The sequence below is a fragment of the Streptomyces sp. AP-93 genome (assembly GCF_022808175.1).
Lineage (GTDB): Bacteria > Actinomycetota > Actinomycetes > Streptomycetales > Streptomycetaceae > Streptomyces.
Window position 1 is genome coordinate 251,125 of record NZ_JALGBX010000002.1, and the last position, 17,923, is coordinate 269,047.

The 17,923-nt window shown below is 71.9% G+C and carries 18 protein-coding genes and 1 riboswitch; of the genes, 5 read left to right on the forward strand and 13 right to left on the reverse strand.

Features of this window, described 5'->3' with window-relative positions; genetic code table 11:
* Positions 1-16: 16 nt before the first annotated feature.
* Positions 17-1,243, reverse strand: coding sequence for an NAD(P)/FAD-dependent oxidoreductase (locus tag MTF69_RS04350; RefSeq protein WP_243330843.1), 1,227 nt, complete (start codon positions 1,241-1,243; stop codon positions 17-19).
* Between the two features lie 310 nt (positions 1,244-1,553).
* Between MTF69_RS04350 and MTF69_RS04355 the strand changes: the two genes are divergently transcribed.
* Complete coding sequence (locus MTF69_RS04355; RefSeq protein WP_243330846.1) at positions 1,554-2,084, forward strand: hypothetical protein; 531 nt, start codon at positions 1,554-1,556, stop codon at positions 2,082-2,084.
* 42 nt (positions 2,085-2,126) lie between these two features.
* Here the strand turns inward: MTF69_RS04355 and MTF69_RS04360 are convergent, their stop codons facing one another.
* Positions 2,127-3,956: an alkyl/aryl-sulfatase gene (locus MTF69_RS04360; RefSeq protein WP_243330849.1), complete on the reverse strand. Its 1,830-nt coding sequence runs from the start codon at positions 3,954-3,956 to the stop codon at positions 2,127-2,129.
* A gap of 115 nt (positions 3,957-4,071) precedes the next feature.
* Positions 4,072-4,932: a helix-turn-helix transcriptional regulator gene (locus tag MTF69_RS04365; protein WP_243330851.1), complete on the reverse strand. Its 861-nt coding sequence runs from the start codon at positions 4,930-4,932 to the stop codon at positions 4,072-4,074.
* A 165-nt stretch (positions 4,933-5,097) separates the two neighbouring features.
* Here MTF69_RS04365 and MTF69_RS04370 point away from each other — a divergent pair, with 165 nt between their 5' ends.
* Complete coding sequence (locus tag MTF69_RS04370; RefSeq protein WP_243330853.1) at positions 5,098-5,949, forward strand: alpha/beta fold hydrolase; 852 nt, start codon at positions 5,098-5,100, stop codon at positions 5,947-5,949.
* A gap of 22 nt (positions 5,950-5,971) precedes the next feature.
* Here the strand turns inward: MTF69_RS04370 and MTF69_RS04375 are convergent, their stop codons facing one another.
* Positions 5,972-6,544: a GNAT family N-acetyltransferase gene (locus MTF69_RS04375; protein ID WP_243330854.1), complete on the reverse strand. Its 573-nt coding sequence runs from the start codon at positions 6,542-6,544 to the stop codon at positions 5,972-5,974.
* Positions 6,545-6,556: 12 nt separating this feature from the next.
* Entirely contained in the window at positions 6,557-7,183 is a 627-nt protein-coding gene (locus tag MTF69_RS04380; RefSeq protein WP_243330856.1) for a TetR/AcrR family transcriptional regulator, read from the reverse strand.
* Positions 7,184-7,385: 202 nt separating this feature from the next.
* Here MTF69_RS04380 and MTF69_RS04385 point away from each other — a divergent pair, with 202 nt between their 5' ends.
* Positions 7,386-8,378: a GlxA family transcriptional regulator gene (locus MTF69_RS04385; RefSeq protein ID WP_243331351.1), complete on the forward strand. Its 993-nt coding sequence runs from the start codon at positions 7,386-7,388 to the stop codon at positions 8,376-8,378.
* A 12-nt stretch (positions 8,379-8,390) separates the two neighbouring features.
* On the opposite strand, the gene MTF69_RS04390 is transcribed toward MTF69_RS04385, so the two are convergent.
* A complete protein-coding gene (locus tag MTF69_RS04390) occupies positions 8,391-9,320 on the reverse strand; it encodes an alpha/beta fold hydrolase (protein ID WP_243330857.1) in 930 nt (309 codons plus the stop codon).
* A 181-nt stretch (positions 9,321-9,501) separates the two neighbouring features.
* On the opposite strand from MTF69_RS04390, the gene MTF69_RS04395 reads away from it, so the two are divergent.
* Positions 9,502-10,140: a TetR/AcrR family transcriptional regulator gene (locus MTF69_RS04395; RefSeq protein ID WP_243330858.1), complete on the forward strand. Its 639-nt coding sequence runs from the start codon at positions 9,502-9,504 to the stop codon at positions 10,138-10,140.
* Here the strand turns inward: MTF69_RS04395 and MTF69_RS04400 are convergent.
* The 5 genes from MTF69_RS04400 to MTF69_RS04420 all read right to left on the reverse strand — a co-directional run bounded on the left by MTF69_RS04400 (position 10,094) and on the right by MTF69_RS04420 (position 14,630).
* Positions 10,094-11,611, reverse strand: coding sequence for an alpha/beta hydrolase (locus tag MTF69_RS04400; protein WP_243330859.1), 1,518 nt, complete (start codon positions 11,609-11,611; stop codon positions 10,094-10,096). The two genes, MTF69_RS04395 and MTF69_RS04400, sit on opposite strands and share 47 nt — an antisense overlap.
* Before the next feature lie 74 nt (positions 11,612-11,685).
* Complete coding sequence (locus tag MTF69_RS04405) at positions 11,686-11,919, reverse strand: hypothetical protein (RefSeq protein WP_243330860.1); 234 nt, start codon at positions 11,917-11,919, stop codon at positions 11,686-11,688.
* Positions 11,920-12,070: 151 nt separating this feature from the next.
* Positions 12,071-12,823: a CbtA family protein gene (locus MTF69_RS04410; protein WP_243330861.1), complete on the reverse strand. Its 753-nt coding sequence runs from the start codon at positions 12,821-12,823 to the stop codon at positions 12,071-12,073.
* Positions 12,824-12,853: 30 nt separating this feature from the next.
* Positions 12,854-13,072 carry a CbtB-domain containing protein gene (locus MTF69_RS04415; RefSeq protein WP_243330862.1) on the reverse strand — a complete coding sequence of 73 codons (219 nt, stop codon included), beginning with the start codon at positions 13,070-13,072 and terminating at the stop codon, positions 12,854-12,856.
* Positions 13,073-13,109: 37 nt separating this feature from the next.
* Positions 13,110-13,246, reverse strand: a riboswitch (cobalamin riboswitch).
* Between the two features lie 82 nt (positions 13,247-13,328).
* Positions 13,329-14,630, reverse strand: coding sequence for a phytase (locus tag MTF69_RS04420; protein ID WP_243330863.1), 1,302 nt, complete (start codon positions 14,628-14,630; stop codon positions 13,329-13,331).
* 151 nt (positions 14,631-14,781) lie between these two features.
* Here MTF69_RS04420 and MTF69_RS04425 point away from each other — a divergent pair, with 151 nt between their 5' ends.
* Positions 14,782-15,246: a histidine phosphatase family protein gene (locus MTF69_RS04425; RefSeq protein WP_243330864.1), complete on the forward strand. Its 465-nt coding sequence runs from the start codon at positions 14,782-14,784 to the stop codon at positions 15,244-15,246.
* Positions 15,247-15,319: 73 nt separating this feature from the next.
* Here the strand turns inward: MTF69_RS04425 and pucL are convergent, their stop codons facing one another.
* Together pucL and MTF69_RS04435 are read right to left on the reverse strand one after the other, a co-directional pair.
* Positions 15,320-16,237, reverse strand: a complete 918-nt coding sequence (pucL, locus tag MTF69_RS04430) for a factor-independent urate hydroxylase (RefSeq protein ID WP_243330865.1) — start codon at positions 16,235-16,237, stop codon at positions 15,320-15,322.
* Positions 16,238-16,492: 255 nt separating this feature from the next.
* Entirely contained in the window at positions 16,493-17,872 is a 1,380-nt protein-coding gene (locus MTF69_RS04435) for an aspartate aminotransferase family protein (RefSeq protein ID WP_243330866.1), read from the reverse strand.
* Positions 17,873-17,923: the final 51 nt, after the last annotated feature.

The window sequence follows — 17,923 nt, forward strand, 5'->3', positions numbered from 1 at the left end:
GAGTCACCCTAGGCGGCTACGCAACCGCCTTGTGCGCGGGGGCTTTCGGCTCGTACGGGGCGTGGTTCTCCGTGGGCCCGGCCGGTGCGGCGGTCAGGCGGCGCCGGCGCTTGGGGATGCAGAACGTCGGGTGGGAGTTGGCCCACAGCGAGACCTTGAGGATGCCCTCCTTGATCCGCGCGGCCCCCCGGCCGCCCATGAACTTCGGCTTCACCCGCGCTTCGTGGTCGACCAGCTGCATGATTCCGTCCCGCCGCCCGAGGCTGATGTGGTTGCCGAGGTAGTCGAGCTTGACGTGTCCGACCTTGCTGCCCGTCAGACGTCCCACGATGGCCTTCACGGCCTGCATGCCGGTGTAACCGGCCGAGGCGCAGGACATCGGCAGCGGCCGGCCGTTCTCGCCGATCGTGAAGACGCTGTCGCCGGCTGCGTAGACGTTCGGGTGCGAGAGCGAGCGCATGGTGCGGTCGACGAGGATCCGGCCGTTCTCGGTGACCTCCAGCCCGGCCGCGGCGGCGATGGGGTCGACCGCGAACCCGGCCGTCCACACGGTGGCCTCGGACGTCAGGGCGGTGCCGTCGGCGCACAGCACCCGCGTCGCTTCGACGGCGTCGACGCCGGTGTGCTCCAGGACGGTGATGCCCAGCCGGTCGCAGGCCTGGCGCAGGTGGGTGCGGGCTCCGGCGGAGAGCTGGGCTCCCAGCTCTCCGCGGGCGACCAGCGTCACCGACAGTCCGGGCCGGGATTCGGCGATCTCGGTGGCGGCCTCGATGCCGGTCAGCCCGTCGCCGACGACCAGCACGTTCCCGCCTTCCCCGAGTCCGGCCAGGCGCTCGCGCAGGCGCAGCGCCGAGGGCCGGGCGGACACGTCGAAGGCGTGCTCGGCGGCGCCGGGGACACCGCGGTCGTCTCCGTGGCTGCCGAGCGCGTAGAGGAGGGTGTCGTAGCCGAGTTCCCCATCGCCGTCCGCGTCGGCCACGGCGACGACCTGGCGGCCGGGGTCGATGGAGGTGACCCGGGCCAGGCGCAGCCGGATCGCCGTGCCCGCGAAGACGTCGGCGAGCTTCCGGGTCTCGATGTCCTGGCCGGCCGCGACCTGGTGCAGCCGGAGCCGCTCGACGAAGTACGGCACGGCGTTGACCACGGTGATCTCGGTGTCCTCCGGCGACAGCCGACGGGCCAGGTTCCCGGCCACGTGGGCCCCGGCGTAGCCGGCACCGAGGACGAGGATGCGGTGCTTCATGTGTTGCTCCTGTCGGTTCGCTGGGCTCTCGGTGACTTGAGCGGGACAGCGAACCGATTCCTGACAGGAACATCCTGTGACGTGGGCCACACAGCGGCGGGGTCGCCGCCACCCTCCTTCGCTGGGCCGTACGGGCGACCTTCCCAGACGCCGACACCCTCATGGCGCCACCGGCCGCGCGGGTAGCGCCATAAAAGCCTCGCCGTGGTGCCATTGATGTGCCATCATGGCACCACGGCGGCGCGCCACGTGGCCCGCGGCCCACAGTCCGCACGCACGTTCACGAAGTCGCCGTCGGAGGGGTTGGATCATGGAGACAGTGCAGAGCCGGAAGCAGGGGGCGTCCGGCGCCTTCACCGCCTTCTCCCGCTTCGTGCTCCTCGGCGGAGGGGTGGGGACGGCCTCCAGCTTCGCCGTCGCGGCCCTCGCCTCCTGGATTCCCTGGATCCTGGCCAACGCCCTGATCACCGTGGTCTCCACGCTCCTCGCCACCGAACTGCACGCCCGCTTCACCTTCGGCGCCGGCGGGCGGGCGACCCGGCGCCAGCATGCGCAGTCGGCCGGATCCGCGGCCGCCGCGTACGCGGTGACCTGCGCGGCGATGCTCGTGCTGCGGCAGCTCGACACGTCGCCCAGTGCCCTGCGCGAACAGGTCGTCTACCTGTCCGCCTCCGCGCTCGCCGGTGCCGCGCGGTTCGCGGTGCTGCGCCTCGTCGTCTTCGCGCAGCACCGCTCGCAGACGGCGGCCGCCGCCCGTACCGCCGTCCCCGCCCCCGTTCCCGCGACCGTGGCCCGCGCCTCGGCCCCGGCCGGCCCCACGGACCTCTGCCGCGCGGCCTGATCCCGTACCGCCGGGGCCTCAGGGCCGAAGGGCCTCAGGACATCAGGGCGTGACGATCGGGAAGGCGGGATCGGGCTTCGTCACGTAGGAGAACAGGCGGCTGAGGAGGGCCGGGGATCCGGTGGTGGAGATCGTGTCCGGGGCCCGGCCCGCCAGGACGGCCAGCAGCTGGGGTTTGGTGAGCGTGAGGGTCAGGCCCGCCTCGGTGCGGGGTTCGGTGACGGTGCGGTGGGTGAGGGCGCCGTTGTGGAGGGTGAGACGGTGGCGGCGGCCCTCGTCGGTGAGGACGAGGTCGATGGTGAGGTCCTCGTCCCAGGCCCGGGGACCGTCGATCCGGACGGCGATCGAGTCGATGAGCATCTCGGTGGTCAGGGCCATCGCCATCTCGGGGTTGGCCGTGTCGAGCAGGGCCGCGTTCTCGCCCTGACGCAGTTCCATGGCGGAGGTCAGGTAGAAGTTGCGCCAGGGGCCGTTCTCCGCGCCGTAGCCGAGCTTCTCGTACACGGCCGCGAGGGTCTCCTTGGCGTCCGTACGGCCCGGCGCGGCGAAGACCAGGTGGTTGAGGAGGGTGGCCGCGAAGCGGAGGTCGCCGGAGTCGGCGTAGGCGCGGGCCTTCGTCAAGGTCTCCTCGCGGCCGCCCATCGACTCGACGTAGCGCTCGGCGAGTTCGACGGGCGGGTGCTCCCAGAGGGTCGCGACGTTGCCGTTGAACCAGCCGAGGTAGCGCTGGTAGATCGCCTTGACGTTGTGGGAGAGGGAGCCGTAATAGCCGCGCGCGTGCCAGGAGTTCTCCAGGGCGGGCGGCAGTTGCAGTTCCTCGGCTATCTCGGGTCCCGTGAGGCCGTCGTTGAGCAGGCGCAGGGTCTGGTCGTGCATGTACGCGTACAGGTCGCGCTGGGCGGAGAGGAACGCGACGACGTTCTCCCGGCCCCAGGTGGGCCAGTGGTGGGAGGCGAAGGCCACGTCGTAGCCGTCGCCGAAGTAGTCGATCGCCTCGTCGAGGTAGCGCGACCAGATCCGGGAGTCGCGGACCACGGCGCCGCGCAGGGTCAGGATGTTGTGCATGTTGTGCGTGGCGTTCTCCGCCAGGCACAGCGCCCGCCTGTCCGGGAAGAGGAAGTTCATCTCGGCCGGCGCCTCGGTGCCGGGGGTGAGCTGGAAGACGATCCGCACGCCGTCGACCGTCTCCTCCTGCCCCGTGGAGGTGATGTCCACGGTGGGCGGGATGAGGGTGATGGTGCCGGTGGAGGTGGTCATGCCCAGGCCGGCGCCGATCTGGCCGTCGGGGGCCTTGGGCAGCCGGTCCCCGTACATGAAGACGGCGCGGCGGGTCATGGCGTTCCCGGCGTACACGTTCTCGCTGACCGCGTGCTCCAGGAAGCCCTGGGGGGCGAGGATCGGCACGCCCTCCTCCGCGCCGCGCGGGAGCACGCCGCGGGCGCCGCCGAAGTGGTCGCCGTGCGAGTGCGTGTAGATCATGCCGGTGACCGGGCGCTCCCCCCGGTGTTCGCGGTACAGCGCGAGCGCGGCGGCGGCGGTCTCGGCGGATATGAGCGGGTCGATGACGATGACCCCGCGCTCTCCCTCGACGAGGGTCATGTTCGAGAGGTCGAGGCCCCGCACCTGGTAGATGCCGTCGGCGACCTCGTACAGGCCCTGTCTGGAGCTGAGCTGCGCCTGCCGCCACAGGCTGGGGTTCGCGGTGTCGGGGCAGTCGGCCTTCAGGAAGCCGTAGGCGTCGTTGTCCCAGACGGTGCGGCCCTCGGCGCCCTTGACCACGGCGGGCACGAGTGCGCCGATGAATCCGCGGTCGGCGTTCTCGAAGTCGGTCACGTCCTCAAATGGGAGGCTCTCAAAGGGGAGGTTGGCCATCTCTCGCTCCGTTCTGCGGGGGTCGACGCCGGGCATCGCCTCATCTCAACACCAGACCCGGTGGGGTGCACTTTGGGATGATGTGCGGAGAAAGATGGTTTACGAGGATGGCGGGTCAGCCGGGCTGCGCGAACTGTTCGGTGCCGACGACCCGGAGGAGGTTCAGGCGGTCTGCCGCGTCCGTGCCGGGCGGCGGCGTCAGGAGCAGGAGGCGCTGGTCGCCCTCCGGGGCGAGGAGCACCTGGCAGTCGAGGTCCACGGGGCCGACGACCGGGTGGATCACCCGCATGCGGGTGTGGCGGCGGACGGCGACCTCGTGCAGTTCCCACAGGGCGGTGAACTCCTCGCTGGCCTCCCGCAGCCGCTCCACCAGACGGGTGGCGGCCGGGTCCGAGGAGCGCCGCCCGACGGCCGCCCGCAGGTCCGCCACGTGGAGGCGGCTGTACTGCTCGTGTTCCCCGGCCGGGTACGCGTCCCGCGCGGACGGGTCGGCGAACCAGCGCCAGACGACGTTGCGGCCGTGCTCGGACACCGTGCACACGCCGCCCAGGAGGGTGCGGGCCAGCTCGTTCTGGGCCAGTACGTCGCCCAGGTCGCTCAGGACCTGCGCCGGAGTTCCGGGCAACGCGTCCAGCAGGTGCAGCAGGCCCGCGCCGACCTGGTCGCCGGCGAGCCGCGCGGCGGGCGGGCGGTGCCCTGCGAGCAGGTGGAGGTGGTCGCGGGCGTCGTCGCCGAGGCGCAGGGCGCGGGCCAGGGCGGACAGCATCTGCGGTGAGGGCTGCGGGCCGCGGGCCTGCTCCAGCCGGATGTAGTAGTCGGCCGACATGCCCGCGAGCTGGGCCACTTCCTCGCGTCGCAGCCCGGGCGTACGCCGCCGGGGCCCGGCGGTGAGGCCCGCGTCCTGCGGGCGCACCCGCTCGCGCGAACGGCGGAGGAAGTCGGCGAGCTCACGGCGATCGATCGTCATGTGGATCATCCTGCCGGACCCCTGCGGCACGGTGTGTCCCGCGGTGTGCCCCGTATCCAGGGATCGCCGGTCCCAGGTTCGAGGGGTCTCTCCCGCCCCCGGCCGCGCGGCGGCAGTGTGGGCGGAGCCGGAGGGGAGACGCCCCCGGCGCCCGACGCACCAGGAGGAGCAGCCATGTCCACGACGCTGAGCACCGAGACCACCGTGAGCACCACCGTGAGCGCCACCGTCCGCGTGGCCGACGCCGAGGTCTCCTACGACCGCACCGGCACCGGCACGGGCACCGGCCCGGCGCTCGTCCTCGTCCACGGCACTGGCTCGGGCGGTTCCGCCGTGAACTGGGGGCAGACGCTGCCCCGTTTCACCGCCGGCCACACCGTGATCACCCCCGATCTCTCCGGCACGGACCGCACCACGGACGACGGCGGCCCGCTGACCGTGGAGGGGCTGGCCGCGCAGGTCATCGCCGTCATCGAGGACGCGGGCACCGGGCCGGTGGACCTGCTCGGCTTCTCCATGGGCGCGCCCGTGTCCGCCGCCGTCGCCGCGCTGCGACCCGACCTCGTGCGCCGGCTGATCCTGGTGGCCGGCTGGGCCCACACCGAGGGGGACGAGTACCTGCGCAACCTCTTCACCCTGTGGAAGCAGCTCGGCGCATCCGACCCGGCCGCCTTCGGCCGCTCCGTGGCCATGACCGGCTTCAGCCGGGGCTTCCTCAACGCGATCGGCCGCGAGCAGGTGGAGCTCCTGATCCCGAACATGCCCCCCACCCCCGGCACCCTGCGCCACGTCGACCTCGACACCCGTGTCGACATCCGCGGTCTGCTGCCGTTCATCGAGGCCGAGACGCTCGTCATCGGCGCCACCCTGGACATCACGATCCCGGTGGAGAACAGCCGTGAACTGCACGCCGCGATCGCGCACAGCACGTACGCCGAGATCGAGGCCGGGCACGTCGTCTTCTTCGAGAAGGAGGACGAGTTCGTCGAGCTGGTCGGCGGCTTCATCCGCGGCGGCCGGGCGTAGCGGCGTGCGGCGCCGGACGCCTTCAGCGCAGGTCGAGCCGCATCAGGACCCGGGGATGACCGGCCAGTACCGAGGTGGTGTCGGCGGCGTGGGTGAATCCGGCACGCTCGAAGTTCTTCCGGATCCCGGCGTACGCCATGGTCAGGTCGACCCGGGCACCACCGCTGTCGATCGGGTACGCCTCGATCGCCGGTGCGCCGTGGGACCGGGCGAACTCGACCGCACCGGCGATGAGGGCGTGCGAGACCCCCTTCTTCCGGTGACCGGGGCGTACGCGGATGCACCACAGCGACCAGACCGGCAGGTCGTCGACGTACGGGATCTTCCGGCTGCGCGCGAAGGAGGTGTCGGAGCGCGGTGCGACGGCGGCCCAGCCGACCGGCTCGTCACCGTCGTAGGCGAGCACGCCCAAAGGGGTCCCGGCCCGGCACAGCTCGGCGACGTACGCACCGCGGGCCGGTCCGCGGAGCTCGTTGTTGAGCTTGGACGGGATCCGGTAGCTCAGGCACCAGCAGACGTTGGCCCCGGGCGACTTCGGACCGATCAGGGTCCGGACGTCCTCGAAGACCGAAGCCGGGCGGATTTCGATGGCCATGGGACCACGATGTCACGGCGGGGTCGCTCCGGTGAGGGTGTCGACCAGGGCCTGGGCGAGGACGGTCGCGGCGCCGATCCTCGTGTCCTCCCGCTCGTCGCCGGTGACCTTCCCGATCACCGCGTCCCGTACCGACTGGGAGATGTCCAGGCCCCCGTACAGCTCGGGGAAGGACAGTGCCATCAGGCACACGCCCACGTTCGCGGAGAGGATCGACCGGCCGGCCAGCGCCGGGGCCGTCCGCAGCCGGCCGGCGTCGCGGCACCGTTCCACGGCCGTCAGGAGCAGGGCCTGCGCTTCGGCGATCGCCTGCGGCTTGGCCGCTCCCGCCGGGGTGAACATCAGCCGGTAGAGGTGGGGGTTGCCGAGGGCGAACGCCACGTGGCTGTCCCAGGCCGTGCGCAGGTCCGCCACCGGATCACCGGTCTGCGGATTGCGCCTCTTGTTGGCGAGGAAGCGCTCGAAGCCGAGGTCGGCCACCGCGGTGAGCAGCCCCTCCTTGTCACCGAACTGGCGGTAGATCTCGGGCATGCCGACCTTGGCCCGGTCGCAGATGGCCCGGGTGGAGATCGCCGGTGCGTCCTTGGTGGCGAGCAGCTCCGCGGTGGCTTCCAGGATGCGCTCTCGGGCCGTTGACATGGCGTCGATGGTAGCAGCGCTAACAGATCCGGCCTGGGGAGACGGGGGCTGGGGCGCATGACATCGCAGGGTTTCGTAATCAACACTTACCATTTGTGTTAGCGTTGAACACATCTGCTCGTGAGCGCCGATGGAGACCGATGGAGACCGATGGAGACCGATGGAGACCAATGGACACCGGCTGGACCTCGATTCCGCGCCCCTGGGGCCCGTCGCACGACTGATCGTGATCGTGCTCTTCGAGGGCGTCGACCTGCTGGACGTCACCGGACCGCCCGAGGTGTTCTCCCTCGTCCCGCGGGAGACCGACGACGCGGCCGGCTACCGGGTGGTCCTGGCCGCGCGGACCCTCGATCCCGTCACCACCTCGGCCGGGGTGCGCATCCTGCCGGACCTGACCTTCGGTGAGGCCGCCGCGCGGAGGATCGACACGCTCCTGGTGCCCGGCGCGGTCGAGGTGGACGCCGAGCGCCGCGTCCGCGCCCTCACCGACCCGGAGGTGGTCGGCTGGGTGCGGACGCTCGCCGGGCGCGCGCGCCGGGTCGCCTCCGTCTGCGTGGGGGCGCACCTGCTGGCCGCGGCCGGGCTGCTCGACGGCAAGCGGGCCACCACGCACTGGTCCACGGCGGGGCAGCTCGCCGCCGAGCACCCGGCGGTCGAGGTGGACGCCGACCCGGTCTTCATCCGGGAGGGCGAGGTGTGGACCGGCGCCGGGATCAGCGCCTGCCTGGACCTCTCGCTCGCCCTGGTCGCCGAGGATTTCGGCGAGGGGGTCGCCCTGCGCGTGGCCCGGCAGCTGGTGATGTACCTGAAGCGGCCGGGCGGACAGAGCCAGTTCAGCGTCCCGCTGGAGCCCGTCTCCGCGACACGGCGCGGCGAGGACCTGCGGCATTTCATTCGGCGGCACCTCGGCGGCCGGCTCAGCCTGGCCGACATCGCCGCGTACGCGCACGTCAGCGAGCGGCAGTTGGCCCGGATCTTCACGTCCGAGCTGGGCATGACCCCGGCCGCCTACATCGAGTCCGCCCGTGTGGAGCTGGCGCGGGGCCAGCTCGAAGCCACCGATGCCACGCTCGAACGGATCGCCTCCACCTGCGGGTTCGGCACCGCCGACACCCTGGTACGGGCGTTCCGGCGCACGCTCGACACCACACCGACGGAGTACCGGCTCCGCTTCCGGACCGCCGCGGGCTGAGCCGACACCCTGCTACGCGGCTTCGCGCGCGGCCGGGTCGAGGGAGTCGACGTCCTCGAAGAAGCTGAGCATCCGGGCGTTGACCAGCTCGGGGTGGTCGATCTGCGGGCCGTGCCCGGTCGCGGAGACGATCTCGGCGCGGGCTCCGGGGATCACCCGCGGCACCCGCTCCAGCTGGCGCTTCGGGTGCACGAGCAGGCTCCGCTTTCCCATGATCAGGTAGAACGGCGTGCGGATCGTGCCCAGTTCCGCGTCCGAGAGCGGCAGCGGCGCGGGGCGGCGGATCCGAAAGGCGCGGACGCTCGCCTGGATCATCGCGCGCAGCTCGGGGACGACCAGGACCGGCTGCTCCAGCCACTTGGCCAGGCGGGGGCGCAGCGCCTTGGGAGCGTAGGTCGCGAAGAGGCTGGCGAAGATCCACACGAAGAAGCGCAGGCCCACCTTCTCCAGGCCGCCCGGGTCCAGGGCGGTGACCGAGGCGAGCCGGCCGGGGCGCAGGTGCGCCTGGTTGATGACCAGCCAGCCGCCGTAGGAGGAGCCGACCAGGTGGACCCGGTCCAGGCCGAGCGCGTCGAGGGCCTCGTCCATCCACTGGGCCGCGCGCTCGGGCTGCCACATCGGCTCGCGGTGGACACTGCGGCCCGGGTCGCCGGGGGTGTCGAGCGCGTAGACGGGCCGGTCGGCGCTGAGCGCGGCGGTGTTGGGGTACCACTGGGCCGAGCAGCCGCCCGAACCGTGGATCAGGACGACGGGCGTACGGGACTCCGCCGCCGGGTCCGCGGGACCGTAGCGGTAGACGTGCGTGGTCCCGAAGCTCGTCTCCACGTCCGTCTCGGAGCGGGCGGGCGCCCCCTTCGCGTAGAGGGCGTCGCAGGCTGCGAAGTAGCGGCTCCGCAGCTCGTCGCTCACGTAGCGGCCGATGTCGCGGCGTACACGGGGCACGCTCTCAGGTGTAGGGGTCTCGGGCACGGGGGGACCTCCTGGAGGATCGAGGAATCCGTTCTTTCGTGATACGACCGTACCATGATGTTGATACGGCGGTACCATGAAAACGAGCCGCGGGCTCATCACCCACGAGCACCCACGAGCACCGACGAGCACCCACGGGCGGAGACACCAGAACATGCCGAAACGCGTGGACCACGAGGAACGGCGCACCCAGATCGCCGAGGCACTCATCCGCGTCGCCGGACGGCGCGGACTGCACGCGGTCGGCATGCGCGACGTGGCGGCCGAGGCGGGGGTCTCCCTGCGCCTGGTCCAGTACTACTTCCAGACCAAGGAGAAGCTGCTCTTCTACGGGCTCCAGCACCTGACCGACCGCTTCACCGCCCGGGTGGGCGCCCGCCTCGCCGCCGCCGGCCCGAACCCCGGCCCGCGCGCGACGATCGAGGCGCTGCTGCTGGCCTCCCTGCCGACCGACGAGGAGAGCCGCACCTTCCACCTCCTCTACAGCTCATACTCGATCCTGTCCGTGACCGACGAGGCCCTCGCCGCCCAGCCGTTCATCGACAACCCCGACGCCGCCGAGGACGCGGTGGCCGGGCTGATCGGCCAGGCCCAGGAATCCGGCCTGGCCGACCCGGACGCCGACGCGCGCACGGAGGCGATCAGCCTGCTCGCCATGGCGGCGACCATGGGCACCAGCATCCTGGTCGGCCAGCGGGGGCCCGAGTCGGCCGTCGCGGTGCTGCGCCACCACCTGGACCGGATCTTCAGGACAGGCACGCGGAGTCCCGGAGGGGACGCTCCCCCGTCGTGAGGTACGCGGTGACCGTGCGGTCGGAGCAGGCGTTGCCGTTGCCCAGGTAGACCCCGTGGCCGCCGTGGTCGACGGTGAGCAGCCGGGCGCGCGGGCCGAGGGCTTCGCGCATCTTCAGCGAGGCGGCGTACGGGGTCGCCGGGTCGCGGAGGTTCTGGACCATCAGGATGTTCGAGGGGCCCCGGTCGGTGATGCGGGTGGGTCGTTCGGCGGGGGCGTCCTTCCAGAAGGCGCACGGGGTGATGTTCGCCGGCATCCCGGCCGTCAGCGGGTGCGCGGCCCGGTCCGCGGCCACCGCCCGCTCGTACCCGGAGACGTTCCTCGGCCATTCCACGTCGTTGCAGATGACCCCCACCATCAGCGCCGCGTCCGTGTCGGGCAGCACCCCGGCGAGCTCCTTGGGCAGCTCCGGGACGGCCTTGGGGTCCTGAGCCGCGCGCACCAGGCGGGCGAAGGCGGGGAACTGGGCGTCGCCGTAGAGGGCGGTCTGCAGGGCCTGGCGCAGCATCGTGCCGGTCAGCGGCAGCCCGGGCACGTTCGAGGGCTTCGGGGAACGGTCCAGCTCCGCCGCCAGCGCCAGGAACAACGGGCGCACCTCGTCGGGGCGTTCGGCGAGCCGCAGCCCCTCCTTCGCCCGCGCCGGGTCCGCCGCCCAGGCCGCGAAGTCGGGGAAGCGGTCGTCGGCGCCCTGGGCCATGTTCGCCAGCCAGCCGCGCGCGACCCGCTTCGGGTCGGGATCACCGCTGCTGTCCAGCACCAGGCGGTCGGTGCGCCCCGGGAACTTCTGCGCGTACACCGCCGTCACGTAGGTCCCGTAGGAGACGGCCCAGACGGACAGCTTCCGCTCGCCGAGGGCCTCCCGGAAGCGGTCCATGTCGCGCGCCTGGTTGGCGGTGGTGAAACTGCGCAGCTCCGCACCGCCGTTCGCGGCGCAGGCCTCGGCCACCCTGCGGGAGCGGTCGGCGTTCTCCGCGATCCCCCCGTCGGCGGCGGGCCAGGAGCGCAAGGTCGTCAGGCGCCGGTCGGCCGCGTCCAGGCCGCACGCGGCGGTGACGCTGCCGCCGACTCCGCGCGGGTCGAACGCGACGATGTCGTAGGCACCGTCCAACTGCCCGGCCAGCGCCGCCCCCTTCTGCGAGAGCCGCTGCACGCCCGAGCCGCCCGGCCCGCCCGGGACCACGGCCAGCGTCCCCCGCCGGGCGGCGGGACGGGTGCTGGGCAGGCGGGACACGGCGAGTTCGACCTGCGGGCCGGCCGGGTCGGCGTAGTCGAGGGGGACGGACAGCTTCGCGCACTGCTGGCCGTCGAGGTGGCCCTCGTGGGTGCACGCCGCCCAGGCCAGGGGGGCGGGCGCGGTGGCGCGGCTGGTGGTGGCGGCGGTGGCCGTGGCGCCTGCGGTGCCGGTCAGCGTGGCCGCCACGGCCGTGGCGCAGAGGGCGACGAGTACGGTCTTGCTGCGGTAAGTGGTCATGAAACGAGGATGGTTGAGCGTCTGCCGCCATGACATCCGGCAGCCGGGACAGCCGTCCGGGGGCTAGCCCCCGGTCAGACCACCACGACCGCCACCGCCGCCGCACCCATGAGTGCGGCGGCGGAGTGGATCGCCGCATGGCCGTAGTCACCCGACCAGAGGTGGCGGGCCAGACCGGCGATGGCGGTCAGGCCCGCGATGATGCCGACCTGCGCGAGGAGCGTGACGGTGGTGAAGGGGGTCAGCAGCAGGAGCACCGCGTTCAGCCAGAACGGGGCGGCGCCCGTCCAGCCCCGCCACTCCCGCACCTCGCGCCGCTGCTGCCGGTTCGGCCAGTGCGGCCGGTGCGGACGGTACGGCCCCTTCCGACGGCCTTTGGGTCTTCGGTGGTCCCCGAGCTCTCGGGTCGCCGTCGTCACCGCGCCGTCACCAGCCTCTCAGTCACTTGCACGCAAGACGTCAACTCGCAGGCTGTACAGCCTCCTTGGGCGAAAGGGCGGGGGCAAGGGCCCGTTCGGCAAGAAATCCGAAAGCCAGGCCGAAAGTGGTCCACATCGCGGCTTGAATGGCGAGCGAGGCGAGCCGGAACTGCCAGACGAGCGCCGCCGGGAAGCCTTCCGGGACCTCGTTGATGCCGGGCAGGAGCGCGTAGGCGATGCCGACGGCCGCCACGAAGGCGAGCGAGGCGGCGACCGAGGCGTTCCAGTTGCCCAGGCGCGGCGCGAGGCGCCGGCCCAGGATCAGCGCGGCCGCCGCGAGCAGCAGGCCGAGCGCGAGCATCAGGACGTAGAGGGTGGTCCGCTGGGCCGAGGTCTCGGGGTCCCCGACGGCGGGCGGATTGGCGGGGTACTTGAAGAACGGCACCAGGGTGACGGTGACGAACAGACCGCCGGAGACGAGCAGCGCCGTGGCCCGGGGGCCGAAGCGGCCGATCCGGCCCAGGGCGTAGCAGTAGACGAGCGCGGCGATGCCGCCGAGCGCGATCCCGTAGAGCAGGGTGCCGGTGCCCAGCCCGGCCGTGGCCTGGAGGGCCCGGCTGACCGGGGCCGCCTCGCCGTGGTGGTCGTGGGCTCCGGCTTCCTCGATGGCGATCGCCGCGTCGACCTGGGATTCACCGAGGAAGTACGCGACGAGGAACGCGGCGACACCGGCCAGCAGGCCGGCGAGCATGCCCCGGACGAGGAGCACGCGGGGGGAAAGGGGATTGTTCATGGAGTTCTCGGTCCCTTGCGGATCGGTGGATCAGTGGCAGGGGAAGCCGAGGAGGTGGCGACCGTCGTGCATCCACTCGTGGATGGTGTCGCCTTCGAAGATCGCGGTGGCGCCCTGCTCGGCGCCGACGAGGTAGAGCAGGACCAGCATCAGGACACCGGCGAACAGCGCCCAAGGGGCCAGGGTGGAGAGGGAGATGGGTGCGACGGCCAGGGGGGTGGCAGTCGTGGGCACGGCGGAGTCGGCCATGGCAGAGCCTCCAGAGGGAACACGCGTCCCGGTCAGTGGTGCTTGCGACGACGGTGGCGGGTCTGACTTTCCTCCCCCTCCGGGAGGATTCACAGTGGCGCGACCGTGCCGGATTCTCAACCGGACTTCCGTCATACCGTCGTCTTGTCGTCCGCCACCGTACCGCTCTTTATGGCGGCCTTACAGAGTCGTCTCAGGAGGGCTCCGTCCCACCCGTCGCCCGCCGTCCTACCCGCCGTCCCGCCAGTCGATGGAGTCAGTCGATGGCGTCGACCACCTCGCCGAGGTCGATGAACTTGAAGCCGGTCGCCTCGCGGTCGCCGTCGCCGGGGGTTTCCCGGCCGTCCTGGACGACGAGCAGGCCGCGGGGGTAGCGCGTGCCGAGGGGGGCGTTGAGGGCGGCGGCTCCGTCGCAGACCTCGGAGCCGTCCAGGGCGGCGGAGGCCGCGGTGATCCGGAAGGCGCCCTCGAACTCGTTGCGGTCCTCGCGCTCGCGGTCGTAGGCGACGAAGGTGTCGTCGCCCTGGCTGGAGGCGAGCAGGTAGCCGTCGCCGTCGGCTTCGGTGACCAGGGTCAGGCCCTCGACGTCGGCCGTCAGGCGCTTGCCGCCGTAGCCGGGATCGGCGCCGGGCGCGCACTCCTCGGTCTCCTCGTCGTAGGTGCCGGGGACGCCGTACTCGCGCACCTTGTCGATCAGCTTCGGCGTGCCGGTGAGGCCCGCGTCGATGCGCCAGATGCCGACGTCCTCCTGCCCCGCGTACAGGGTGCCGTCCGCGGGGTCGACGACCATGCCCTCGACCTGCGGCAGCTCGCCCGGCTCGCCGCAGGGCGTCCAGGCGGCGCCGTTCGGCAGGCGGAAGGAGGCCGGCAGGTCGAGCGTGCGCACCTGGCGGTAGTCGACCGTGCCGGCGGGGGTGGCGACCAGCTCCAGCAGGGCGATCCGGGTGCGGTTGCGCTGACTGACCACCGCGTAGGACCGGCCGGTCTTCCGGTCCGTCCAGGTGGCCAGGCCGTACGCGGTCTTCTGCTCGTTGATCTCGGCCTGGTCGGCGGAGAAGACCGGGCGCGCCGCCGGGTCGGTGACGTCGGTGAGCGGGCCGCCGGGCCGGTTCCGGTCGATCCGGTAGATCCGCAGGCGGTCGTTGCCCCGGTCGCTGACCACCGCGACGTCGGCGCGACCGCCGCCCAGCCGCAGGCCGTTGAGCAGGTCGACGTTGTTGAAGCGGCCGGGAGCGTCGTCGGCGCCCGGTCCGGCCGGGGCGGGCAGCGACTGCACCTGCCGGGCCTCCAGGTCGTAGACCCGCAGGCCGCCCTGCTTGGCGGTCGCGATCACCAGGCTGCGGCCCGGGTCGGCGGCGTTGCGCCAGATCGACGGGTCGTCCGCGTTGGCGTCGCCGCCGGCCTCGTCGTCGTACAGCGGCGCGGTCTCCGCCTTGGGCCGGATGCCGCTGATCGAGGAGGCGTGTGCCGAGGAGGCTTGTGCCGGGAGCGCGGCGGACGCGGCGAGTGCTGTGCAGAGCACGAGTGCGGAGGCGCGGGCGGCCGAACGTAGGGTCAATGTTCTTCCTTCATAAGGGTTTTGCCCTGAGAGGAAGACGCTCGCTTGAGGGATTGTCATGTCCGCGCTGGACAGGTGGCCGACGGTTGAACGCGATGCGAAACCCCGGGACAATCGGACGGTGCACCCCACCACCGTACGAGTCCGGCTCGTGAGTCTCCCCTTGGACGAGGCGGGGCGCCTGCACCGCTTCCCGTACGGGGATCCCAGCCCGGGGCACGAAGGGCTGCGCGGCCAGGATCACGGCGCCTGGGCCGGGCGGGCCATGGACGACGTGGCCCGGGAGGACCCCGAGGGGCTGCGGCGGTGGATGACCGACACCTCGTACGCGCCCCCGGGCGGCGGGGAGTCGGTGGAGGCCCTGATCGCGCGGGTCGGCGCACACCTGGGCGCGCTGGCGCCGGGCACGCACCGGGCGGTGGTCGGGCAAGGCGTCGTACGGGCGGCCGTGGTGTGGGCCCTGGAGCTGCCCGCGGCGGCCTTCTGGCGCCTCGACGTGCGGCCGGCGTCGGTGACGACGCTGACGGGGCGCTCCGGGCGCTGGAACCTGCTCGTGGGGCAGCCGGAGGACTCCCCGGAGGCCCGGGAGGGAGCCCGGGAGGACTCCCCCGCGTGAGAACGAGGAACGGCCCGGACCCCGCGACGCGGTCCGGGCCGAACTACCGTCTACCGTCGGTGCGGAGCGGGCGCTAGGCCACGATCCAGTCGCTCGTCGCGATCACCGGCTGCACGCCGTCGCGGTGCACGGTGCCCTCGATGAGGCCGTACATGCGGTCGGCCGCGAAGTAGACCTCGTTGTCGTTCTTGAGGCCGAAGGGCTCCAGGTCGACGAGGAAGTGGTGCTTGTTGGGGAGGTTGAGGCGCACCTCGTTGACCTTGGGGCAGTTGTCGAGCACGCGCTCGGCCATCTGGTTCAGGGTCTGCTGCAGGGAGTACGAGTAGGTCTCCGCGAAGGCTTCCAGCATGTTCTTGCGGACCTTCTTGTACGACTGGTCCCAGTCGTACTCGGCGTCGTCGGCGGCGAGCGCCGAGTGCGCCCAGCGCGCGGTGACCTTGGTCGCCAGGATGCGGTCGTACGCCTCCTGCAGCGTCGTGTACTTGTCCTTGATGAAGCCGTGAAACTCGGAGTTGGTCGAGTTCATCACGGTCAGGTCCTTCAGACCCGAGATCACCTGGAGACCGGTGGTCTCGCTGTACGTGATCTGCGCGGTGCGCACCTCGGTGCCCTTGAGGGCGAAGGAGTGCTGCTCCTTGCGCGTCGGGACCGGGATCCGCTCCCAGGCGTACTCCTCGACGCGGATCTGCGCCTCGCGGATCGGGGCCTGGGAGGAGACGAAGTGCTTGGCGAGCAGGATGCCGAAGGCCTCGGGGGAGGCGACGCCGTGCTCCTTGGAGAAGGCGTACACCGTGTTCTTGGTGGTGTCCGTGGGGAGGCAGTTGGCGTTGTCACCGGTGAGGTGGACGTCGCGGAACTCGCCGCGCAGCGCGACGGAGACGTTGAGGTCGCGGATCTCGTGCCAGGAACCGTCGCTGCCCTTGCGGGTGACCTTGACGATGCGGTTCTCGGCCTTGCCGTACTGGTTCTGGGCGAGGATGTGCTTGCTCATGCGCTGTCTTCCTTCGGGTACTCGGGAACACGGAGTCCGGTCGTCTGGATCCCGTACGCCCGGCGTCCGGCGGACGCGCAGCCCGCCCCCCGCCGTTCGGTCACGCCGATTCCCCGCGTGGACCGCCCCGGGACTGACGTGCATCCCGGTCCGTAGGTGCCTGTTGATTCCAGCACGTCTCCATGCCGTTCGTAAGGGAGCGAATCCTCTGAGAACAGGCACCCACGGCTTGGGCAACCGTACGATCTGCGCAGGTCAGACCGTGTGCGCGTCGGCCACCGTCAGGGCCTCGTCGATGATCCGCAGCCCCTTCTCCACGTCCTCGGCCGACACGTTGCAGGGCGGCGCGAGGTGGATCCGGTTCCCGGCGAGCAGCGGCCACAGGCCGGCCTTCTTCAGGGCCGCCCCGAACTCGGCCATCGGCGCGTTGTCCGCGCCCGCGGCGTTGTACGGGACCAGCGGCTCGCGCGTCTCCTTGTTCCGTACGAGCTCCAGGGCCCAGAACGTGCCGAGCCCCCGGACCTCCCCGACGGACGGGTGGCGCTCGGCGATGGCTGCGAGGCCCGGCCCGAGCAGCTCTGCGCCGGTGCGGGCGGACTGCTCGACGATGCCCTCCTCCTCCATGACGTTGATCGTCGCGACGGCGGCCGCGCAGGCCAGCACGTGCCCGGAGTACGTCAGCCCGCCCGGGTAGGGCCGGCGGGCGAAGGTCTCCGCGATGGCGGCCGAGATGGCAACCCCGCCGAGGGGGACGTATCCGCTGGTCACGCCCTTGGCGAAGCAGATCAGGTCGGGGGTGACGTCCCAATGCTCGGAGGCGAACCACGTACCGGTGCGGCCGAAGCCGACCATGATCTCGTCGAGGATGAAGACGATGCCGAAGCGGTCGCAGAGCGCGCGGACGCCGGCCAGGTAGCCGTCGGGGTGCACGAGCACGCCGGGGGCGCCGCCGACGGTCTCCAGGATGATCGCGGCGATGGACTGCGGGCCCTCGAAGACGATGGTGTCCTCCAGGTGGCGCAGCGCGCGCTCGCACTCCTCGGCGGGGGTGGCCGCGTAGAAGGGCGAGCGGTAGGCGAACGGGCCCCAGAAGTGCACGACGCCGGCGGTGGCGGTGTCGTTGCCGAAGCGGCGCGCGTCCCCGGTCAGGTTGATCGCGGTGGAGGTGGCGCCGTGGTACGAGCGGTACGCGGACATGACCTTGGGGCGGCCGGTGTGCACCCGGGCCATCCGGACGGCGTTCTCCACGGCCTCGGCGCCCGCGTTGGTGAAGAAGATCTTGTCGAGGTCGCCCGGGGTGCGCTCGGCGATCAGCCGGGCGGCCTCGGAGCGCACGTCGACGGCGAAGCCGGGGGCGACGGTGCAGAGCTTGCCGGCCTGCTCGGCGATGGCCGCGGCCACCTTCGGGTGCTGGTAGCCGATGTTCGTGTAGACGAGGGCGCTGGAGAAGTCGAGGAAGCGGTTGCCGTCGTAGTCCCAGAAGTAGGAACCCTCGGCACCGGCCACGGCGAGCGGGTCGATGAGCTCTTGGGCCGACCAGGAGTGGAAGACGTGACTGCGGTCGTCGGCCTTCACCTTGGCCTTTGCGGAGGTGGCCGGTGTGGCGGCGTCGCGTGCGTCGGCTTCTGCGTTCATATTCCGAGGGTAGTTGTCCACGATGTGGAATCCGGTGGGGATGGCGGGCCG